The organism is Methylobacterium sp. J-030 (assembly GCF_022829545.1).
GTDB lineage: Bacteria > Pseudomonadota > Alphaproteobacteria > Rhizobiales > Beijerinckiaceae > Methylobacterium.
Map to the genome: position 1 here is coordinate 22,534 of NZ_JAKSYM010000369.1, position 14,858 is coordinate 37,391.

General features: G+C 71.4%; 12 protein-coding genes. 1 reads left to right on the plus strand and 11 read right to left on the minus strand.

What is annotated here, in order from left to right:
• Positions 1–48 precede the first annotated feature (48 nt).
• The 5 genes from MKK75_RS29045 to MKK75_RS29065 form a co-directional block, all read right to left on the minus strand.
• Positions 49–390 (minus strand): hypothetical protein, encoded by a 342-nt coding sequence (locus MKK75_RS29045; protein ID WP_244045956.1) that lies wholly within the window; start codon positions 388–390, stop codon positions 49–51.
• 59 nt (positions 391–449) lie between these two features.
• On the minus strand, positions 450–1,013 hold the full coding sequence (locus tag MKK75_RS29050; RefSeq protein WP_244045957.1) for a Uma2 family endonuclease: 564 nt from the start codon (positions 1,011–1,013) through the stop codon (positions 450–452).
• A 60-nt stretch (positions 1,014–1,073) separates the two neighbouring features.
• Positions 1,074–1,634 carry a Uma2 family endonuclease gene (locus MKK75_RS29055; protein ID WP_244045958.1) on the minus strand — a complete coding sequence of 187 codons (561 nt, stop codon included), beginning with the start codon at positions 1,632–1,634 and terminating at the stop codon, positions 1,074–1,076.
• Positions 1,635–1,682: 48 nt separating this feature from the next.
• Positions 1,683–2,870: a M23 family metallopeptidase gene (locus MKK75_RS29060; protein ID WP_409567622.1), complete on the minus strand. Its 1,188-nt coding sequence runs from the start codon at positions 2,868–2,870 to the stop codon at positions 1,683–1,685.
• A gap of 85 nt (positions 2,871–2,955) precedes the next feature.
• The gene (locus MKK75_RS29065) at positions 2,956–3,423 is read right to left on the minus strand and encodes a peroxiredoxin (protein WP_244045960.1); all 468 of its coding nucleotides are present in this window, start codon (positions 3,421–3,423) and stop codon (positions 2,956–2,958) included.
• 184 nt (positions 3,424–3,607) lie between these two features.
• On the opposite strand from MKK75_RS29065, the gene MKK75_RS29070 reads away from it, so the two are divergent.
• Positions 3,608–7,054 carry a DUF3971 domain-containing protein gene (locus MKK75_RS29070; RefSeq protein WP_279594216.1) on the plus strand — a complete coding sequence of 1,149 codons (3,447 nt, stop codon included), beginning with the start codon at positions 3,608–3,610 and terminating at the stop codon, positions 7,052–7,054.
• Positions 7,055–7,583: 529 nt separating this feature from the next.
• On the opposite strand, the gene MKK75_RS29075 is transcribed toward MKK75_RS29070, so the two are convergent.
• The 6 genes from MKK75_RS29075 to MKK75_RS29100 form a co-directional block, all read right to left on the minus strand.
• Positions 7,584–8,450, minus strand: coding sequence for a flagellar motor protein MotB (locus MKK75_RS29075; RefSeq protein WP_244045962.1), 867 nt, complete (start codon positions 8,448–8,450; stop codon positions 7,584–7,586).
• A 22-nt stretch (positions 8,451–8,472) separates the two neighbouring features.
• Complete coding sequence (gene motA, locus MKK75_RS29080) at positions 8,473–9,336, minus strand: flagellar motor stator protein MotA (RefSeq protein ID WP_244045963.1); 864 nt, start codon at positions 9,334–9,336, stop codon at positions 8,473–8,475.
• 343 nt (positions 9,337–9,679) lie between these two features.
• A complete protein-coding gene (locus tag MKK75_RS29085) occupies positions 9,680–10,453 on the minus strand; it encodes a ferredoxin--NADP reductase (protein ID WP_244045964.1) in 774 nt (257 codons plus the stop codon).
• Between the two features lie 275 nt (positions 10,454–10,728).
• Complete coding sequence (locus MKK75_RS29090; protein WP_244045965.1) at positions 10,729–11,679, minus strand: ring-cleaving dioxygenase; 951 nt, start codon at positions 11,677–11,679, stop codon at positions 10,729–10,731.
• Positions 11,680–11,894: 215 nt separating this feature from the next.
• A complete protein-coding gene (locus tag MKK75_RS29095; RefSeq protein ID WP_244045966.1) occupies positions 11,895–13,187 on the minus strand; it encodes a M16 family metallopeptidase in 1,293 nt (430 codons plus the stop codon).
• 110 nt (positions 13,188–13,297) lie between these two features.
• Positions 13,298–14,707, minus strand: coding sequence for a M16 family metallopeptidase (locus tag MKK75_RS29100; RefSeq protein ID WP_244045967.1), 1,410 nt, complete (start codon positions 14,705–14,707; stop codon positions 13,298–13,300).
• Between the last annotated feature and the right edge of the window lie 151 nt (positions 14,708–14,858).

Genomic DNA, 14,858 nt, shown 5'->3' on the forward strand with positions numbered 1-14,858 from the left:
CCGGCCGCGCGTGCCCGATCCGTTGCCGGCGCAGGAGCCTGCGCCGGCCTACATCGGCGTGCGTTCGGCCCGACCGGTCAGCGCCACGTAGAAGCCGAGCCCGTCCTGGGCCGGCAGGGTCTGCAGGCGCTCGATCAGGCCGCGGCGCTTCGCGTCGAGGAGCAGGCGCCCGGCCGGCTGGAACAGGGTCTCTCCGCCACCCTCCGGGGGCGGGTCGAGCCGGATCGCCACGGTCTTGCCCTTGGCGAAGCGGCTGCGTTCCAGCATGTCCTTGAGGGAGGCCTCGGCGGTCGGCCGGTTGGCGCCGCGCAGGTCGAGCACCGATTCCGCGTCCGTCACACCGAGGGAGCCGCGCAGCTTGGCCGCGTAGAAGTCTTCGAAATGGGGCAAGTCCGGTGCCTTGGTGCTCTGCCGGGCCGGGGAAGCCGGCCGTTGAGATCGGATGCGGCTCAGACGCTGAGCCCGCGATAGATGTCGCGCACCGGCACGGCGCCATCAAGCTCCGGCAGCGCCACGGTGCCGTCGCGCCCGAGGGCCGTCACGCCCAACGCTTCGGCCTCCCGCCGCCAGACCTCGACCCGGGCCTCGTCGGAATAGACGATCAGCAGGACCTTCAGGCTCGGCACCGTCCGGTAGAAGTCGATCTTGCGGCCGCGGTCCAGGCTCATGGTCGAGGGCGAGAGCACCTCGGCGACGAGAAGCGGATCCGAGGCATATCCGTCCGCCAGGGGCGGGTCACAGCGCAAAACCACGTCGGGGATCGGCGCGAAATCGTCCATCGCGGCGCTGAGGATCGCCAGACCCGGCAGGGCGCGGCAGCCCCGCGGTTCCGCGAGATCGCCGATCCGGCGGATAAGGTTGGCGCCGATCGTCTGATGCCGCTCCCCCGGGGACGCCATGAGCACCGGCTCGCCGTCGAGCAGCTCCCAGCGCTCGTGCTCCGGGCATGCTTCTGCCCAGAGCTGGAACGTCGCCACATCCATCCGCGCGTTGCGCTTCACGGCCAGGGCCATCGTGGACCTCCGATCGGGGATGAGATTAGCACCGCCGCCGCTTCGCGCACCAGCGCCGGCTCAGAAGGTCACTCGGTCGTAGATCGCGGTCATCGGCAGGGTGCCGCCCAGCTCCGGCAGGTCCACGCTCTCCGCCGGTCCGATCACCTCCATGGCCCAGTCGGCATCCCGGCGCCAGACCTCGATCCGAGGCTCGTTCTGATAGACGATCAGCAGGGTCTGGAGGCTCGGCACGGTGGCGTAGAAGGCGAGCTTGCGCCCCCGGTCGTTGGTCATGGTGCCCGGCGAGAGCACCTCGACGATCACCAGGGGATCGTCGACGAAGCCGGTCGGCGGCGTCGGCCCGCAATGGACCACGACATCCGGGTAGGGCGCGTAATCGTCCATGGCCGCGCTGAGGATCGCCAGCCCCGGATAGGCGCCGCAACCGCGTTCCCGGGCCAGCGCGTCGAGCCGCTGGGCGACGTTGAGCACGATGCGCTGGTGCCGGGCGCTCGGGGGCGCCATCAAGACGGGCTCGCCGTCGAGCAGCTCCCAGCGCTCCTCGTCCGGGCGGGGCTCCACCCATCGCCTGTATTCGGCGACGCGCATGCGCGCTTCGCGCTTCACGGCCAATGCCATGACGGCCTCCGATTCCGTCCCGGAGGTTAGCACGGGCCGGCGTCGGCGTCAGTCGGCGCCGCGTTGCGCGAGGGTCGCGCCGGCGTTCAGGAAGCGCTGCGGGTCGACCGGCACGCCGTCGATGCGGGTCTCGTAGTGCAGGTGCGCCCCGGTGGAACGCCCGGTCGAACCGACGGAACCGACCGTGTCGCCCGCTGCGACCCGCTGCCCGGGATAGACCGCGATGCGGGCGAGATGGCCGAACCGCGTGGTCAGGCCGTGTCCGTGGTCGATCTCCACCATGTTGCCGTAGCCGCCCGCGGCCTCGGCGGCGACCACCCGACCGGGGGCGGTGGCGCGGGCGGGTTCGCCGTATTCCGCCTTCAGGTCGAGCCCGGTGTGGAGCGCGAGGCCGCGGGTGAACGGGTCGAGCCGGGTTCCGAACGGGCTCGACACGATCGCCTCGCCCCGGATCGGCCGGCCCAGCGGCAGCCCGGCGGCGGTCCGGCGCAGGCGCTCGCCGTCCGCCAGGGACCGCCGGGCCAGCGCGAGGCTCGCCTCGAAGCCGGCGCCGTCCAGGACGCGACTGTCGAGGGGAACCAGCGGGCCACCGATTCCAGCGGAAGGCGCGTCGAAGCGCGCGGGATCGAGGCCGGTCCGGCGGATCAGGCCGCGCAGCCTCTGGGCCTCGTCGCCGGCCCGCGCGGACAGGCCGGCGAGGCGCTCCCCTTGCGCCGCCTGCAAGCCGTCGAGGCGTGCCTCCAGCCGGATCAGCCCGGTCTCGGCCTCGAGAGCGCTCCGGCGCGGCAGGTGGCGGGCGGCCTCGGCGCCGTCGTCGGAGCGCAGGTCCGGCTCGTCGTCGGCCGGCGCGGGGCCCGCACCGGGGCGCGGGGACAGGGCACCGGTGGCGGTCGGGTCGGCGGGCGTCGGCGGCGCGAGGCCGGCCAGGGCGGCGGCGCGCCGCTCCAGCTCCGCCTGCCGCTCCAGTGCCGCCGTGACGCGGTCCGCCAGTCCGGTCTCGGTGCCGGCCCGGTCGCGCCGGTCGCGGTCGAGGCGGTCCCGCAGCTCCGCGAGCTGGGCCTCGTAGGCGTCGCGCATCGCCCCCTGCCGGGCCACGAAACCGGCCAGCACCTCGTCGTGGAAGACGATCAGGTAGGTCGCGCCCAGCGCCCAGAGCAGCGCGAGGGCGAGGCTTGCCGCGAGAAACGGCGCGGTCCGGCGCGACGCGGAACGCAAGACAATCTTCGAACCCTGCATCAGGACGGCCCCGCGAGAGCCGTCATTCAAGACCGGGTAAGGTTAAGGATCCGTCGAGAGCTGTATCCGCACGCCTCGTCTTTCCTCAAGAAAGCGCGCGGACGGCCGTCAGCACCGCCTTGGCGTGGCCCGGCACCTTCACCTTCGGCCAGATCTTCGCGATCCGCCCGTCCCGGCCGACCAGCACGGTGGTGCGCGCGACGCCCATGTAGGTGCGCCCGTACATGCTCTTCTCGACCCAGACGCCGTAGGCGTCGAGCACGCCCTTGTCCTCGTCGGAGGCGAGCGGGAAGGCGAGGCCGTACTTGCCGCAGAACTTGTCGTGGCTCTTCACCGGATCCGGCGAGAGGCCGACGACCTTCGCGTCGGCCTCCGCGAAGTCCGGCAGCAGGCGGTTGAACTCCTGTGCCTCCAGGGTGCAGCCGCTCGTGTCATCCTTCGGGTAGAAGTAGAGCACGACTTTGTGACCCTTGAGCGCGGACAGCGCGATCCGCCCCCCCGCAGAGGCGGGCAGGTCGAAATCCGGGGCCGGATCGCCCTCTGACAGCGGCATCGTGCCTTCCTTTCGGCCGAATGATGATGTGCAACCGATCCCGTGCCCGGCAACACGAGACCGCGCCGCGCACGCCCGAGCCAAAACCGGAGTCGCCGCCGCTGTAAAGCGCGGGCGCGCTTCGATCCACCGGCCGCGGAGCCTTGCGGGCTCTGCGGGCAGAGTCCCCGGAACAAGGGTCCCGATGGCGGACGAGACGACGTCGGCATGCAGGCCCCGGGGGAGGGCACGGCGCGTAGGCGGTTTCTGCCTCGTGAGCGCGCTCGCCCTGGTGCTGGTCCTCGGCGGCGGGATCGGCCTCGTCGCCCTGCGCCTGTCGAACGGGCCGCTGCAGATCGACGGCCTGTCGCGCCGCGTCGCCGCGGCGGTGGCCGAGCGGATCGGCCCCGGCTGGCGCATCGGCATCCGCGGCAGCAGCCTCGAACTCGACCGCGAGAACGCCCTGAGCCTGCGCTTCTCGGGCCTCGACATCCGCAACCCGCAGGGCGACCTCGTGGTGCGCGCGCCCCTGGCGCTGGTCAGCCTCGATCTCTGGGGCCTCCTGCGGCTCAACCTGCAGCCGCGCTCCATCGAGTTCCGCGAGACGCAGACCACCGCGCTGCTGCATCGGGACGGCTCCATCGCCTTCGCGGCCTCGGAGGCCAACCACCCGGTCGACATCGAGCCGCACACGCCGCCGAGCGTGGATGCGGTGCGCGGCAGCGTCTCGCCGCTCTCGGCGGGCATCGCGTCGATCTTCGGCATCGTGCTGGATTCGAGCGGGGTGGTGGGCGCCCTCGACCGGGCCCGGATCACCGATGCGCGCCTGCGCCTGATCGACGAGGACGGCCGCGAGCGCGCGGTCTTCGCCCGGGTCAACGGCCTGTTCGGACGCGATCCGATGACCGGAACACGCAATTTCGAGCTGCGCCTCGACGGGCCGCACGGCGAGTGGCGGTTCGGCGGCGCCCTGCGCGACAATGGCGACGGCCAGGAGCGCGCGGGCATCATCACGCTGGACGACCTGCCGGTCACCGATCTGCTGCTGCTCTCGGGCCAGTCGGGCCTGCCGCTGACCACCGACCTCAAGGTCTCGGCCCGGGCCGACGTGAGCTTGGCGGCCGGGCGCATCAAGGCGATGACCGCCCGGGTCCATACCGGCGACGGGACCTTCCTGATCGAGGAGAAGGATTTCAACCCCGTCACGGTTGAGAGCCTCGACGCCTCCCTCGGCTGGGACGAGGCCGGCCGCGTGATGGCGCTCACCGGGCTGGACTATCGCGGCGCCGGCAACGCCGTGCACCTGACCGGTGCCTGGGCGGGCAGCCCGCCGGGCGCGGGCACGACCTGGACCGCGACGCTGGCGAGCCGGGACGCCACCTTGCGCGGGGCGACCCCGCAGGACGCCCCGGTGAAGATCGGCGCGCTCGATGCCCAGCTCTCCGGCCGGGACGGCGGCATCTCCATCGACGCGCTCACCCTGTCGGCCCCGGGCGTGACCGGGACCATCACCGGGACGATCGGCACGACGGCCGACGAGGGCGGCCTCAATCTCCACATCGTCGGCCATGACGGCGAGGTCCGGACCGGCCTGCGCCTCTGGCCCGAGCACATCGCGCCGCCGGCCCGGACCTATCTGGTCGACCAGCTCCGGCGCGGGCACATCGATTCCGTCGACATCCGGGTGAAGATGACCGGGCCGGTGCTGGCCGCCGCCACAAGGGGCGAGCCGGCGCCGGACGACGCGGTCCATATCGACTTCCACGTCTCCGACGCGGCGATCGACGTCACCGCCGACGCGCCGCCGGTGACCAAGGGCAACGTCGTCGGCACCATCACCGGGCGCTCGACCAACGTGCGCAACGTGACCGCCGAGGTCCACGGGCCGGACGGGCGCGGGCTCGCGATCACCGACGGCAGCTTCGTGATCCCGCAGATCACCCCGGACCGGGTGGTGGCGCAGATCGGCATGCGCCTCTCCGGGGGCGCGGACGGCATGGCCTCCGTGCTCCAGGCCAAGCTGTTCAAGAGCCTGATGAGCGTCGATCTCGACCCGGCCACGATCAAGGGCGGCGCCGATCTGCGGGTCGATTTCCCCCTTGACCTCAAGCACATCCCCGACCTGCCGGACCTGCCGGTGACCCTGACCGGCACGCTCAGCGACCTCGCGGTCGACAAGGTGATGGGCAAGGACCGGCTGGAGGCGGGCCGGTTCTCCCTGTCGTACGATCGCGGCGCCTTCGCCATGAAGGGCGACGGCCGGGTCGCGGGCGCCCCGGTCACCGTGGACCTGCGCCAGCCGAAGGTCGGCCAGCCGGGCGAGGCCGTGGTCACCCTCGCCCTCGACGACGCGGTGCGGGGCCGCAAGGGCCTGCCGACCGCGCCGCAGCTCACCGGCACGATCCCCGTCCGGGCCGTGGTGCCGATCGGCCGGCCCGGCACCGGCAAGCCGCCGATCCGGGTCGAGGCCGACCTCGCCAAGGCCGGGATCGACGGGCTGCTGCCGGGACTGACCAAGCCGGCCGGCAAGCCGGGCCGGCTGACCTTCACCCTGGTGGATGGCGGCCAGGGCCTCGAACTGCGCGACTTCGCCCTCGACGCGGCCCCGGCCCTGGCCCGCGGCACCGTCACGATCACACCCGAGGGCGGCCTCGAGCGGGCGGAGCTGACGAACGTCAAGCTCTCGCCCGGCGACGACCTGCGGGTCAGCCTCGACCGGGCCGGCGGCGGCTACAAGGTCGTGGTCCGGGGCGCGGTGGTCGATGCGCGGCCGTTCCTGAAGTCCCTCGGCGGACCCGACACGAAGGGCGGCAAGGACGCGAAGGACGCGAACCCGAAGGACATCGACGCCGACATCCAGGTGCCGATCGTCACGGGCTTCAACGACGAGGCGCTGACCGGCGCCAACGTGCGGCTGTCGCTGCACGGCAAGACCCTGCGGGCCGCCACGATCAGCGGGCGCTTCCGCGCGGCCCCCTTCGCCGCCACCGTCACCCGGGGCGAGCGCGGCGTCCCGACGCTGGCGGTCGACTCGGCCGATGCGGGCGCGACCCTGCGCTTCGTCGACATCTACCGGCGGATGCATGGCGGGCGGCTCAATGCCGGGATCGGCCTCAACGACGGCCCGCAGGCGGGCGTCGTGCAGATCCGCGACTTCACCCTGCGCAACGAGCCGGCCCTGTCGAGCATCATGGCGCAGGGGCCGGAGCCGGCCGATACCGACGCCGCCCGCGGCCGCCGGATCGCCCCGGGCCGGGCTGCCGGCGACGTCACCTTCGACCGGATGCGCGCGAACTTCGTCCGCACCGGCAGCCGGGTCGATTTCAGCGACGCGGCGATCTCGAACGCCGCCATGGGCTTCACCCTGTCGGGCTGGCTCGACACGGGCCGCGAGCGCACCGACATGACCGGCACCTTCGTGCCGCTCTACGGGCTGAACAATGTCGCCTCGCAACTGCCCCTGCTCGGCCCGCTGCTGGGGGGCGGCCACAACGAGGGGCTGTTCGCGGTGAACTTTCGCGTGGCCGGCAAACTCGCCGCGCCGGACGTGAGCGTGAACCCCCTCTCGGCCATCGCCCCGGGCTTCCTGCGCAAGCTGTTCAGCGCCGGGGGCGGGCCCTTCGCCGACGGGATGCCGACGGTGGCGCAATAAAGCGGGCGGCTCGAACGCGCCGCCCGCACCGCCTGCTCGAGCCGCATCGACGGCCCGATCGTCAGCGGCGTCAGCGCGACGCCCGCCGTCCAGGCCCGGCCGCCTCGCGGGCCGTGAGCGTCGAGCCGGCGACCGTTCCGCCGCCCATCGACCTCGCCAGGTCGAGGGCGAGGTCGAGGCGCTTGCCCGTAGGCTCGACCGCGCTGGACGCCGTCTAGAACGCGGCGTTCGACGCCGCGACGATCGCCCCGACCGGCGCTCCGGCGCTTGCCCCGCTGACCGTGCCCGGAGGCGTAGCTCCCGAGGGCCATCAGCAGCGCCATCGGGTGGAGGCGCGCCCGCAGGAGGCGCGCCCGGTCCGGCCGCGCATCCTGGACATGCTCGGTGCCCTCCGAGAGGGGCGCGAGCGCCCCCGCGGCGGTCAGTCGGCCGAGCTGGCGCATGCCGTCACCGCTCTCGGTTCGACCCGCGCTCCGCGCCGAACAACCGGTGTCCACGCCGGCGGAGAGCGCTCCGAGGCGGCGTGCCGTCAGCGAAGCAGGTTCGGGGGCACCGGCGGGCTCGCATTGAGCAGCGTGATCGTCACCCGCCGGTTCGGCGCGAGGTAGGGATTGTCGGGGAAGACCGGCTCGGTGTCGGCGCGTCCCACCACGGACGTGAAGTGGTCGTTGGGAACGCCGGCACCCGCCAGGATCTCGCGCACGGCGAGCGCACGCCCGGCGGTGAGGTTCCAGGGTTCGGCGGTCCGCGCCGAGCCCGGGCGCGCGACGGAGGTGTGGCCGGTGATCGACAGGCTGTTGGGCAGCCGGCGCAGGGTGGGCGCGATCGCCTCCAGCACGCGACGGGTGCGCTCAAGGGGCTCGACCGCGTTCTCGCGGAACATCGCGCGGCCGTCCTCGTCCACGAGGGACACGTTCACGCCCTCCTTGGTCGGCTCGATCACGATGTTCTTCGACAGCTCGGCGATGTCGGGCAGCGTCTGGAGCGCCTGCCGGAGGCTGGCTATGGCGCTCCAGTTGGCCTGCACGCTGGCGGCTGAGCGGCTGGCATCGCGATCGCTGGCACGGCCCGGCGTGGCCGCGCGCGCCTTGTCGTCCTGCTCGGCAGAGCCCCTCTCCGCGTCGCGGGGCGTGGACGGCTTGTTGCCTGACGTGTCCAGGGCCCTGCCGTACAGGGTTCCACCCGCGCCGCTGGTCGCCGGGCTCAAGGCGGCCGGCGCGAAGTATTCCGCCAGACCGACCTTCTGCTCCTGCGTCGTCATGCTGATCAGCCACATCAGCAGGAAGAACGCCATCATGGCGGTCACGAAGTCCGCATAGGCAATCTTCCAGGCCCCGCCATGGTGGGCATGCCCGGCCTTCTTGACCTTCTTGATGACGATGATCGGCTGGCTCATCGGGTCCCTGCTGGAGATCGGGTCAGGCCTGGGCGGGCAGAGCGGCGGTGGCCGCTTCCACTTCGTTGAAGGTCGGGCGGACGTCGCTCATCAGAGACTTGCGGGCGAATTCGACCGCCATCACCGGCGGCTGGCCGCCGATATGGGCGAGGAGCCCCGTCTTGAGCGAAAGGTAGTATTTGGCCTCGGCCTCGAAGAGGCTCTTGAGCGACTGCGCCATGGGCCCGAAGAAGCCGTAGGCGATAAAGACTCCGAAGAAGGTGCCGACGAGCGCGCCGCCGATCAGATGGCCCAGCACCTCCGGCGGCTCCTTGATCGCGCCCATCGTCTTGATCACGCCGAGCACGGCGGCGACGATGCCGAGCGCCGGTGTTCCGTCGGCGAGCGACTGCATGGCCGAAACGACGCGCTCCTGCTCCTGATGGTGCGTCTGCAGCTCCTCATCCATGAGCGCGTCGATCTCGTGGACGTTGTTGGCACCCAGCGTCACCATCCGCATGTAGTCGCAGACGAACTCGACCGCGTGATGGTTCGCCGCGAAGCTCGGGAAGGCGTTGAACAGCGCCGACGCGCTCGGATCTTCGATGTGCGGCTCGAGCGCCATCGAACCCTTCTGCTTGGCAAGTTTATACAGCGAATACTGCATACCCAGCAGTTCGACATAGGATTGTTGGGTGTATTTCGGGCCCTTCACGAGCGTGCCCAGCATCGCGGGCACGGCCTTGAGCACCGGCCCGGTATTGCCGATGACGAAGGCGCCGATCGCGGCACCGAGAATGATGACGAACTCGAACGGCTGCCACAGGACAAGCAGGTGGCCACCCATCGCCGCGTAGCTGCCGAAGACGCAGGCGAAAACGATCAGTGTCCCGACGATCAGCCGCATGATTTGCCATCCTTGCGCGGCGACAGCTACAGGGCGCGACGCTACCAATGACACGGGAAATCACTGATCTTGGTTAACGCCGAGTTTAGAACCGTGGCGGGAGCGCGGCCGCGACATCCGCGTCGACGCAGGGCCGCCCGGAGGCGGACAGGCGGAAAATCACCCGCTCCGGACGTTCGGGGACGGGTCCTGCGCGTCGGGTCTCGACCGCTGGATCGTCTTCGCCGCGCCCGCAAGGACGGCGCCGCCCAAAGGGCTCGGTCAGGCGCGGAGCCGCCGGTCCCCGACAAAAAAGCCCGGCGCGACGGACCGCACCGGGCTGAACCCAAAAATCCCGGGAAACCTACTTCTCGACGAAGGCCTTCTCGATCACGTAGTGGGCCGCCTCGCCGTGGTTGCCCTCCTCGTAGCCGCGGGAGGTCAGGAGCTCCCGGGTGTCGCGGATCATGTCGGGGCTGCCGCAGAGCATGAAGCGGTCGGCCTCGATCGCCATCTCCGGCAGGCCGATATCGGCGAACAGCTTGCCCGAGACCATCAGGTCGGTGATCCGGCCGCGGTTGCGGAACGGCTCGCGGGTCACGGTCGGGTAGTAGATCAGCTGCTGCGCGATCATCTCGCCCAGGAACTCGTGGCGGGGCAGCGTCTCCGTGATGGTCTCGCCGTAGGCCAGTTCCTGCACCTGCCGGCAGCCGTGGACCAGCACGACCTTCTCGAACCGGTCGTAGGTCTCCGGATCCTTGATGATCGACAGGAACGGCGCCAGCCCCGTGCCGGTGCCGAGCAGGTAGAGGTGCCGGCCGGGCAGGAGGTTGTCGAGCACCAGCGTGCCGGTGGGCTTCTTGCCGATGATGATCGGGTCGCCGACCTTGAGGTGCTGGAGCTTGGAGGTCAGCGGCCCGTCCTGGACCTTGATCGAGAAGAACTCCAGCTCCTCCTCGTAATTGGCCGAGACCACCGAGTAGGCGCGCAGGAGCGGGCGCCCCTCGACCTCCAGGCCGATCATGGTGAACTCGCCGTTGCGGAAGCGGAACGCCGGGTCCCGCGTGGTGCGGAACGAGAACAGGTTGTCGGTCCAGTGGTGGACCGACAGGACGCGCTCCTCGTAGAACTTGCTCATCGACGGATCAGTCCTCGAATCCTTTGATGCCCGGTTCGGCAGATCCCCGCCGTCCCACCGGACGGGGGCGGATCCATGCGAGGCGGCTTGCCGGGATCCGGATGTCAAACATATGCGCGCTGCTTCTTTCGCAAGTGCGGCACGCCCGTCAAGGCGCGCCGGGATCACACCCGCGCAAGAAGTGAACGGCCTGGAATCGTTCGAATATTTAGCGGCGTCGCGGCACCGTCGCAGCCGTGCCACGGACATGGGAGGGTTGCCGCCGGGTGCGGCGCTCAGGCGACGGGGCCGGGCCGGAGCGGCTTCAGGCCCGCCTCGATCTCGGCGCGGCGCGGCTCGAGGAACGGCGGCAGGGCGAGGCGCTCACCCAGGGTCTCCAGCGGCTCGTCGGCGGTGAAACCGGGCCCGTCCGTGGCGATCTCGAACAGGATGCCGTTCGGCTCGCGGAAGTACAGGCTGCGGAAATAGTAGCGGTCGACCGGCCCACTGCCCGGCACCCGGGCGGCCCGGAGCCGGTCGGCCCAGGCGTCGTAATCCGCGTCCGGGATGCGGAAGGCGACGTGATGCACCGCCCCCGCCCCCTGCCGCGCCGGCGCGGAGGGATCGGCCAGGAGCTGGATCTCCGCGGTCGGGCCGCCGGGACCCATGGCGTAGATCTCGACGGGCCCATCCTGCGTCTGGAACGCCCGGTCCCGGCGCATGCCCAGCACTTCGGTCAGCACCGCTTGGGTGCGCCCGAGATCCGGCACCGCGAGCCGGATCGGTCCGAGGCCGCGGATCTGGTAGGCGGCCGGCACCGGCGAGCCGTCCCAGGGATGCTCCGGCCCGGAGCCGCCATCATCGACCAGGGCGAGGCGCTGGCCCTCCGGATCCTCGAAGTCGAGGGTCAGGCGGCCGTCGCGCAGGACGGGTTCAGCCTCCACGATCCCGGCCTCGCGCAGGCGCGCGTGCCACCACGCCACGGCGGTCTCGCCGGGCACGCGCAGGTGCGTCCGGGTGATGCTGTTCGAGCCCCGCCGCTCCCGGGGCGCCGGCCAGTCGAAGAAGGTGATGTCGGTGCCAGGGCTCGCTAGGCCGTCCGCATAGAACAGGTGGTAGGCCGAGACGTCGTCCTGGTTCACGGTCTTCTTGACGAGGCGCAGCCCCAGCGTGCCGGTGTAGAACGCGACGTTCTCCGCCGCGCGGGCGGTCACCGCGGTGAGGTGGTGGATGCCGGTGAGCTGCATGGGGGTCCGGGGGTTCGCGCCGATCTGGCTCAGAGCCTGTTTGACCCGAGATTCCAGGTTTCCAAAGGGCTTCAGCCCTTTGGCGGGTGCTCAGGGCGGAGCCCTGAGAGATCGGGCGACACCCGACACCAGGGTTCCGCCCTGGACCCGCGAAAGGTCTCGACCTTTCGAAACCATCACAGGAGCGAACCGCGCCCGCCCGTCGAGCACGCCCTTCAGAGCCCGACCGGCCGGCCGGCTGCGACCACCAGCATCTTGCCGTCCGCGAAGGTGCGGGCGGCGGCGCGGCGGATGTCGGCCTGCGTGACCGCCGACACCATGGCGTTACGCCGGGCGATGTAGTCCATGCCCAGCTCCTCGAAGGCGATCTGCACCAGCTGGTGGGCGATCTTGGTCGAGGTGTCGAAGCCCAGCGCGTAGGAGCCGGTGAGGTAGTCCTTGGCCTTCTGCAGCTCGTCGTCGTCCGGCCCGTCCGTGATCAGCCGGCCGATCTCGTCGCCGATCACCGACAAAGCCTCGCCGACGCGCTCGTTCTTGGTGGCGGTGTAGCCCCAGGTCATCGCGGCCGAGCGGTGGCTGACCAGCGAGGTGCCGACCGAGTAGGCGAGGCCGCGCTTCTCCCGCACCTCCTGGAACAGGCGCGACGTGAAGGCGCCGCCCCCCAGGATGTGGTTCAGCACGTAGGCCGGGATGAAGTCCGGGTCGCGCCAGGGCACGCCCGCCATGCCGAAGCGGATCACCGATTGCGGCACGTCGAGATCGACCACGATGCGCCGGCCGAGATCCTGCACCTCGGTGCGCGGCACCGCCTTCAGCGCGCCGGCCTCGGGCAGCGCCCCGAAGGCGCGGTTGAGGCCCTCGGCGAGCTGCTCCGCGCCGATCGCGCCGACCGCCGCGACCTTCACCCGGCCGCGCCCGATGATGCGGGCATGCATCGCCAGGAGGTCGTCCCGGGTGATCGCCGTGACGCTCTCGACCGTCCCGGAGGAGGGGCGGGCGTAGGGGTGGCCGGCGAAGGCCTCCTTGAAGAAGCGGCGGGAGGCCAGAACCCCCGGGTCGTTCTGCTGGTAGCGCAGGCCGGCGATGACCTGGCCGCGGACACGCTCGATCGCGTCCGGGTCGAGGCGGGGCTTGGCCAGCGCCAGGGCCAGCAGCCCGATCGCCTCGTCGGCGTGCTTGACCAGCATCTTCAGCGAGCCGCCGAGCGCATCGGGCCCGGCATGGAACGACAGCTCGATCGCCCGGGCGGCCAGCCGCTCCTGGAACAGGTCGGAGGTCAGGTCGCCCGCGCCCTCGTCGAGGAGCCGGGCCAGCATCTGGGCGCAGCCGGACTTGCCGGACGGGTCCTGGGCGGCGCCGCCCTCGAAGGTGAAGGCCAGGGCGATCATCGGCACCACCGGCGACTCGACGTGCCACGCCTCGATGCCGGGGGCGGTCACGACCGGCAGCGCCGTGGTGGGCGAGCTGGAGGGGGTTGCGGTCTCGACCAGGGTCTCGGTCAAGCTCATGGGAACCTCTTTTTTATCGCTTCACGGGCAGCGGAGCAGGACGAGGCCTTCGGCCCGATGCGGTCCCGACGGGGCTTGGGAACCACCCACCGGGACGCGCCCCGAAACCACTACTCGGCGGCCATCGCAACCGGGGCGTCGGGATCCTGCGCCTTGGTCAGGTAGCCGGTGATCGAGCGGGCCGGGGTCAGCCAGCGCTCGGCGGCGCTCTTCAGCCGGTCCTGCGTCACCGTCTCGATGTCGGCCGGCCAGCGGCGGACCTCCTCGATCGTCTCGCCGATCGCCAGCGCCGAGCCGTAGATGCGGGCCAGCGACGACTGGCTGTCGGACGAGTAGACCGTCTCGGCCACGAGCCGGGTCTTGGCGCGCTCGATCGCCTCGGCGTCCAGCGCCTCCGTCGGCGCGCGGCGGAGCACCGTGTCGACCGCCTCCTCCAGCTTCTCCAGGGGCACGCCCTCGGCGGGCACCGCGTAGACGGAGAAGCGGGTGTCGTCGATCGCCGAGCCCATGTACCAGGCGCCGGCATTCACCGCGAGGCCGGTCTCCATGACCAGCTTACGGTAGAGGTAGGAGGTCGAGCCGCCGCCCAGCACCTCGGCCAGCAGCTCCAGGTCGTGGCAGCCGCCGTCCCGGGCGGTGATGCAGGAGGGGGTCAGGTAGAGCCGCTGCAGGGTCGGCTGCTCGACCTTCGGGTCGGCCACCGCGACCCGGCGCAAAGCCTTCGGCTCCGGCTCCCGCGGCCGCCGGCGCTCCGGCCGGGTACCCTGGGGCGTCACGCGGCCATAGGTGGTCTCGGCGAGCCGCCGGACCTCGTCGGGCGTCACGTCGCCGGCCACCACCAGGATGGCGTTCTCGGGGGTGTAGAAGCGCTTGTAATAGGCCAGCGCGTGCTCGCGGTTCAGGCCCTCGATCTCGTGCATCCAGCCGATGATCGGGATGCCGTAGGGGTGATGCACGAACAGGCCGGCCGCCATCGCCTCCGAGAGCTGGGCGGAGGGGTCGGTCTCGACCCGCATGCGCCGCTCCTCCAGCACCACGTCGCGCTCGGGCGCCACCACGGCGTCGTCGAGGACGAGGCCGCTCATCCGGTCGGCCTCGAATTCCATCATGGTGCCGAGATGGTCCCGGGCGACCCGCTGGAAATAGGCGGTGTAGTCGTAGCTGGTGAAGGCGTTCTCCTGGCCGCCGAGGCCCGAGACCGCCTTCGAGAAGGCGCCGACCGGGTGGTTCTCGGTGCCCTTGAACATCAGGTGCTCGAGGAAGTGGGCGATGCCCGACTGGCCGAGCGGATCATCGGCCGAGCCGTTGCGGTACCAGATCATGTGGGTCGCCACAGGGGCCCGGTGGTCGGGGACCACCACCACGTCGAGGCCGTTGTCGAGGGCGAAGGCCGTCACTTCCGGGCCGCCCGCCTCGGACCGGCCGAACGGCGCGGCGTCGCCCCGGCCGGCGCTGGCGCCGAAGGACGAGCCCGGACGCAGCGGGAAGAGTTGGGGCGTCGCCGTCCTGAACAGGTGCATTCCGCTTTCCTTCTGCCGGCCCCGTCACCCGACGCCGCGCGTCGGAACGCCTGTGCGGATCGGGGCCGTCCTGGTCGCCGGCGGGTCGGAACCGCACCGGGACGATCATCGCATGTTGCCATGCCGTGACGCCGTTGCAACAGCGACACGG

What these genes read in the sequence shown, in the direction of transcription:
- MKK75_RS29050 (WP_244045957.1), bottom strand. Translation starts at nt 1,013, where the DNA reads ATGGCCCTGGCCGTGAAGCGCAACGCGCGGATGGATGTGGCGACGTTC.
- MKK75_RS29055 (WP_244045958.1), bottom strand. Translation starts at nt 1,634, where the DNA reads ATGGCATTGGCCGTGAAGCGCGAAGCGCGCATGCGCGTCGCCGAATAC.
- MKK75_RS29060 (WP_409567622.1), bottom strand. Translation starts at nt 2,870, where the DNA reads ATGCAGGGTTCGAAGATTGTCTTGCGTTCCGCGTCGCGCCGGACCGCG.
- MKK75_RS29065 (WP_244045960.1), bottom strand. Translation starts at nt 3,423, where the DNA reads ATGCCGCTGTCAGAGGGCGATCCGGCCCCGGATTTCGACCTGCCCGCC.
- MKK75_RS29070 (WP_279594216.1), top strand. Translation starts at nt 3,608, where the DNA reads ATGGCGGACGAGACGACGTCGGCATGCAGGCCCCGGGGGAGGGCACGG.
- MKK75_RS29075 (WP_244045962.1), bottom strand. Translation starts at nt 8,450, where the DNA reads ATGAGCCAGCCGATCATCGTCATCAAGAAGGTCAAGAAGGCCGGGCAT.
- motA (WP_244045963.1), bottom strand. Translation starts at nt 9,336, where the DNA reads ATGCGGCTGATCGTCGGGACACTGATCGTTTTCGCCTGCGTCTTCGGC.
- MKK75_RS29085 (WP_244045964.1), bottom strand. Translation starts at nt 10,453, where the DNA reads ATGAGCAAGTTCTACGAGGAGCGCGTCCTGTCGGTCCACCACTGGACC.
- MKK75_RS29090 (WP_244045965.1), bottom strand. Translation starts at nt 11,679, where the DNA reads ATGCAGCTCACCGGCATCCACCACCTCACCGCGGTGACCGCCCGCGCG.
- MKK75_RS29095 (WP_244045966.1), bottom strand. Translation starts at nt 13,187, where the DNA reads ATGAGCTTGACCGAGACCCTGGTCGAGACCGCAACCCCCTCCAGCTCG.
- MKK75_RS29100 (WP_244045967.1), bottom strand. Translation starts at nt 14,707, where the DNA reads ATGCACCTGTTCAGGACGGCGACGCCCCAACTCTTCCCGCTGCGTCCG.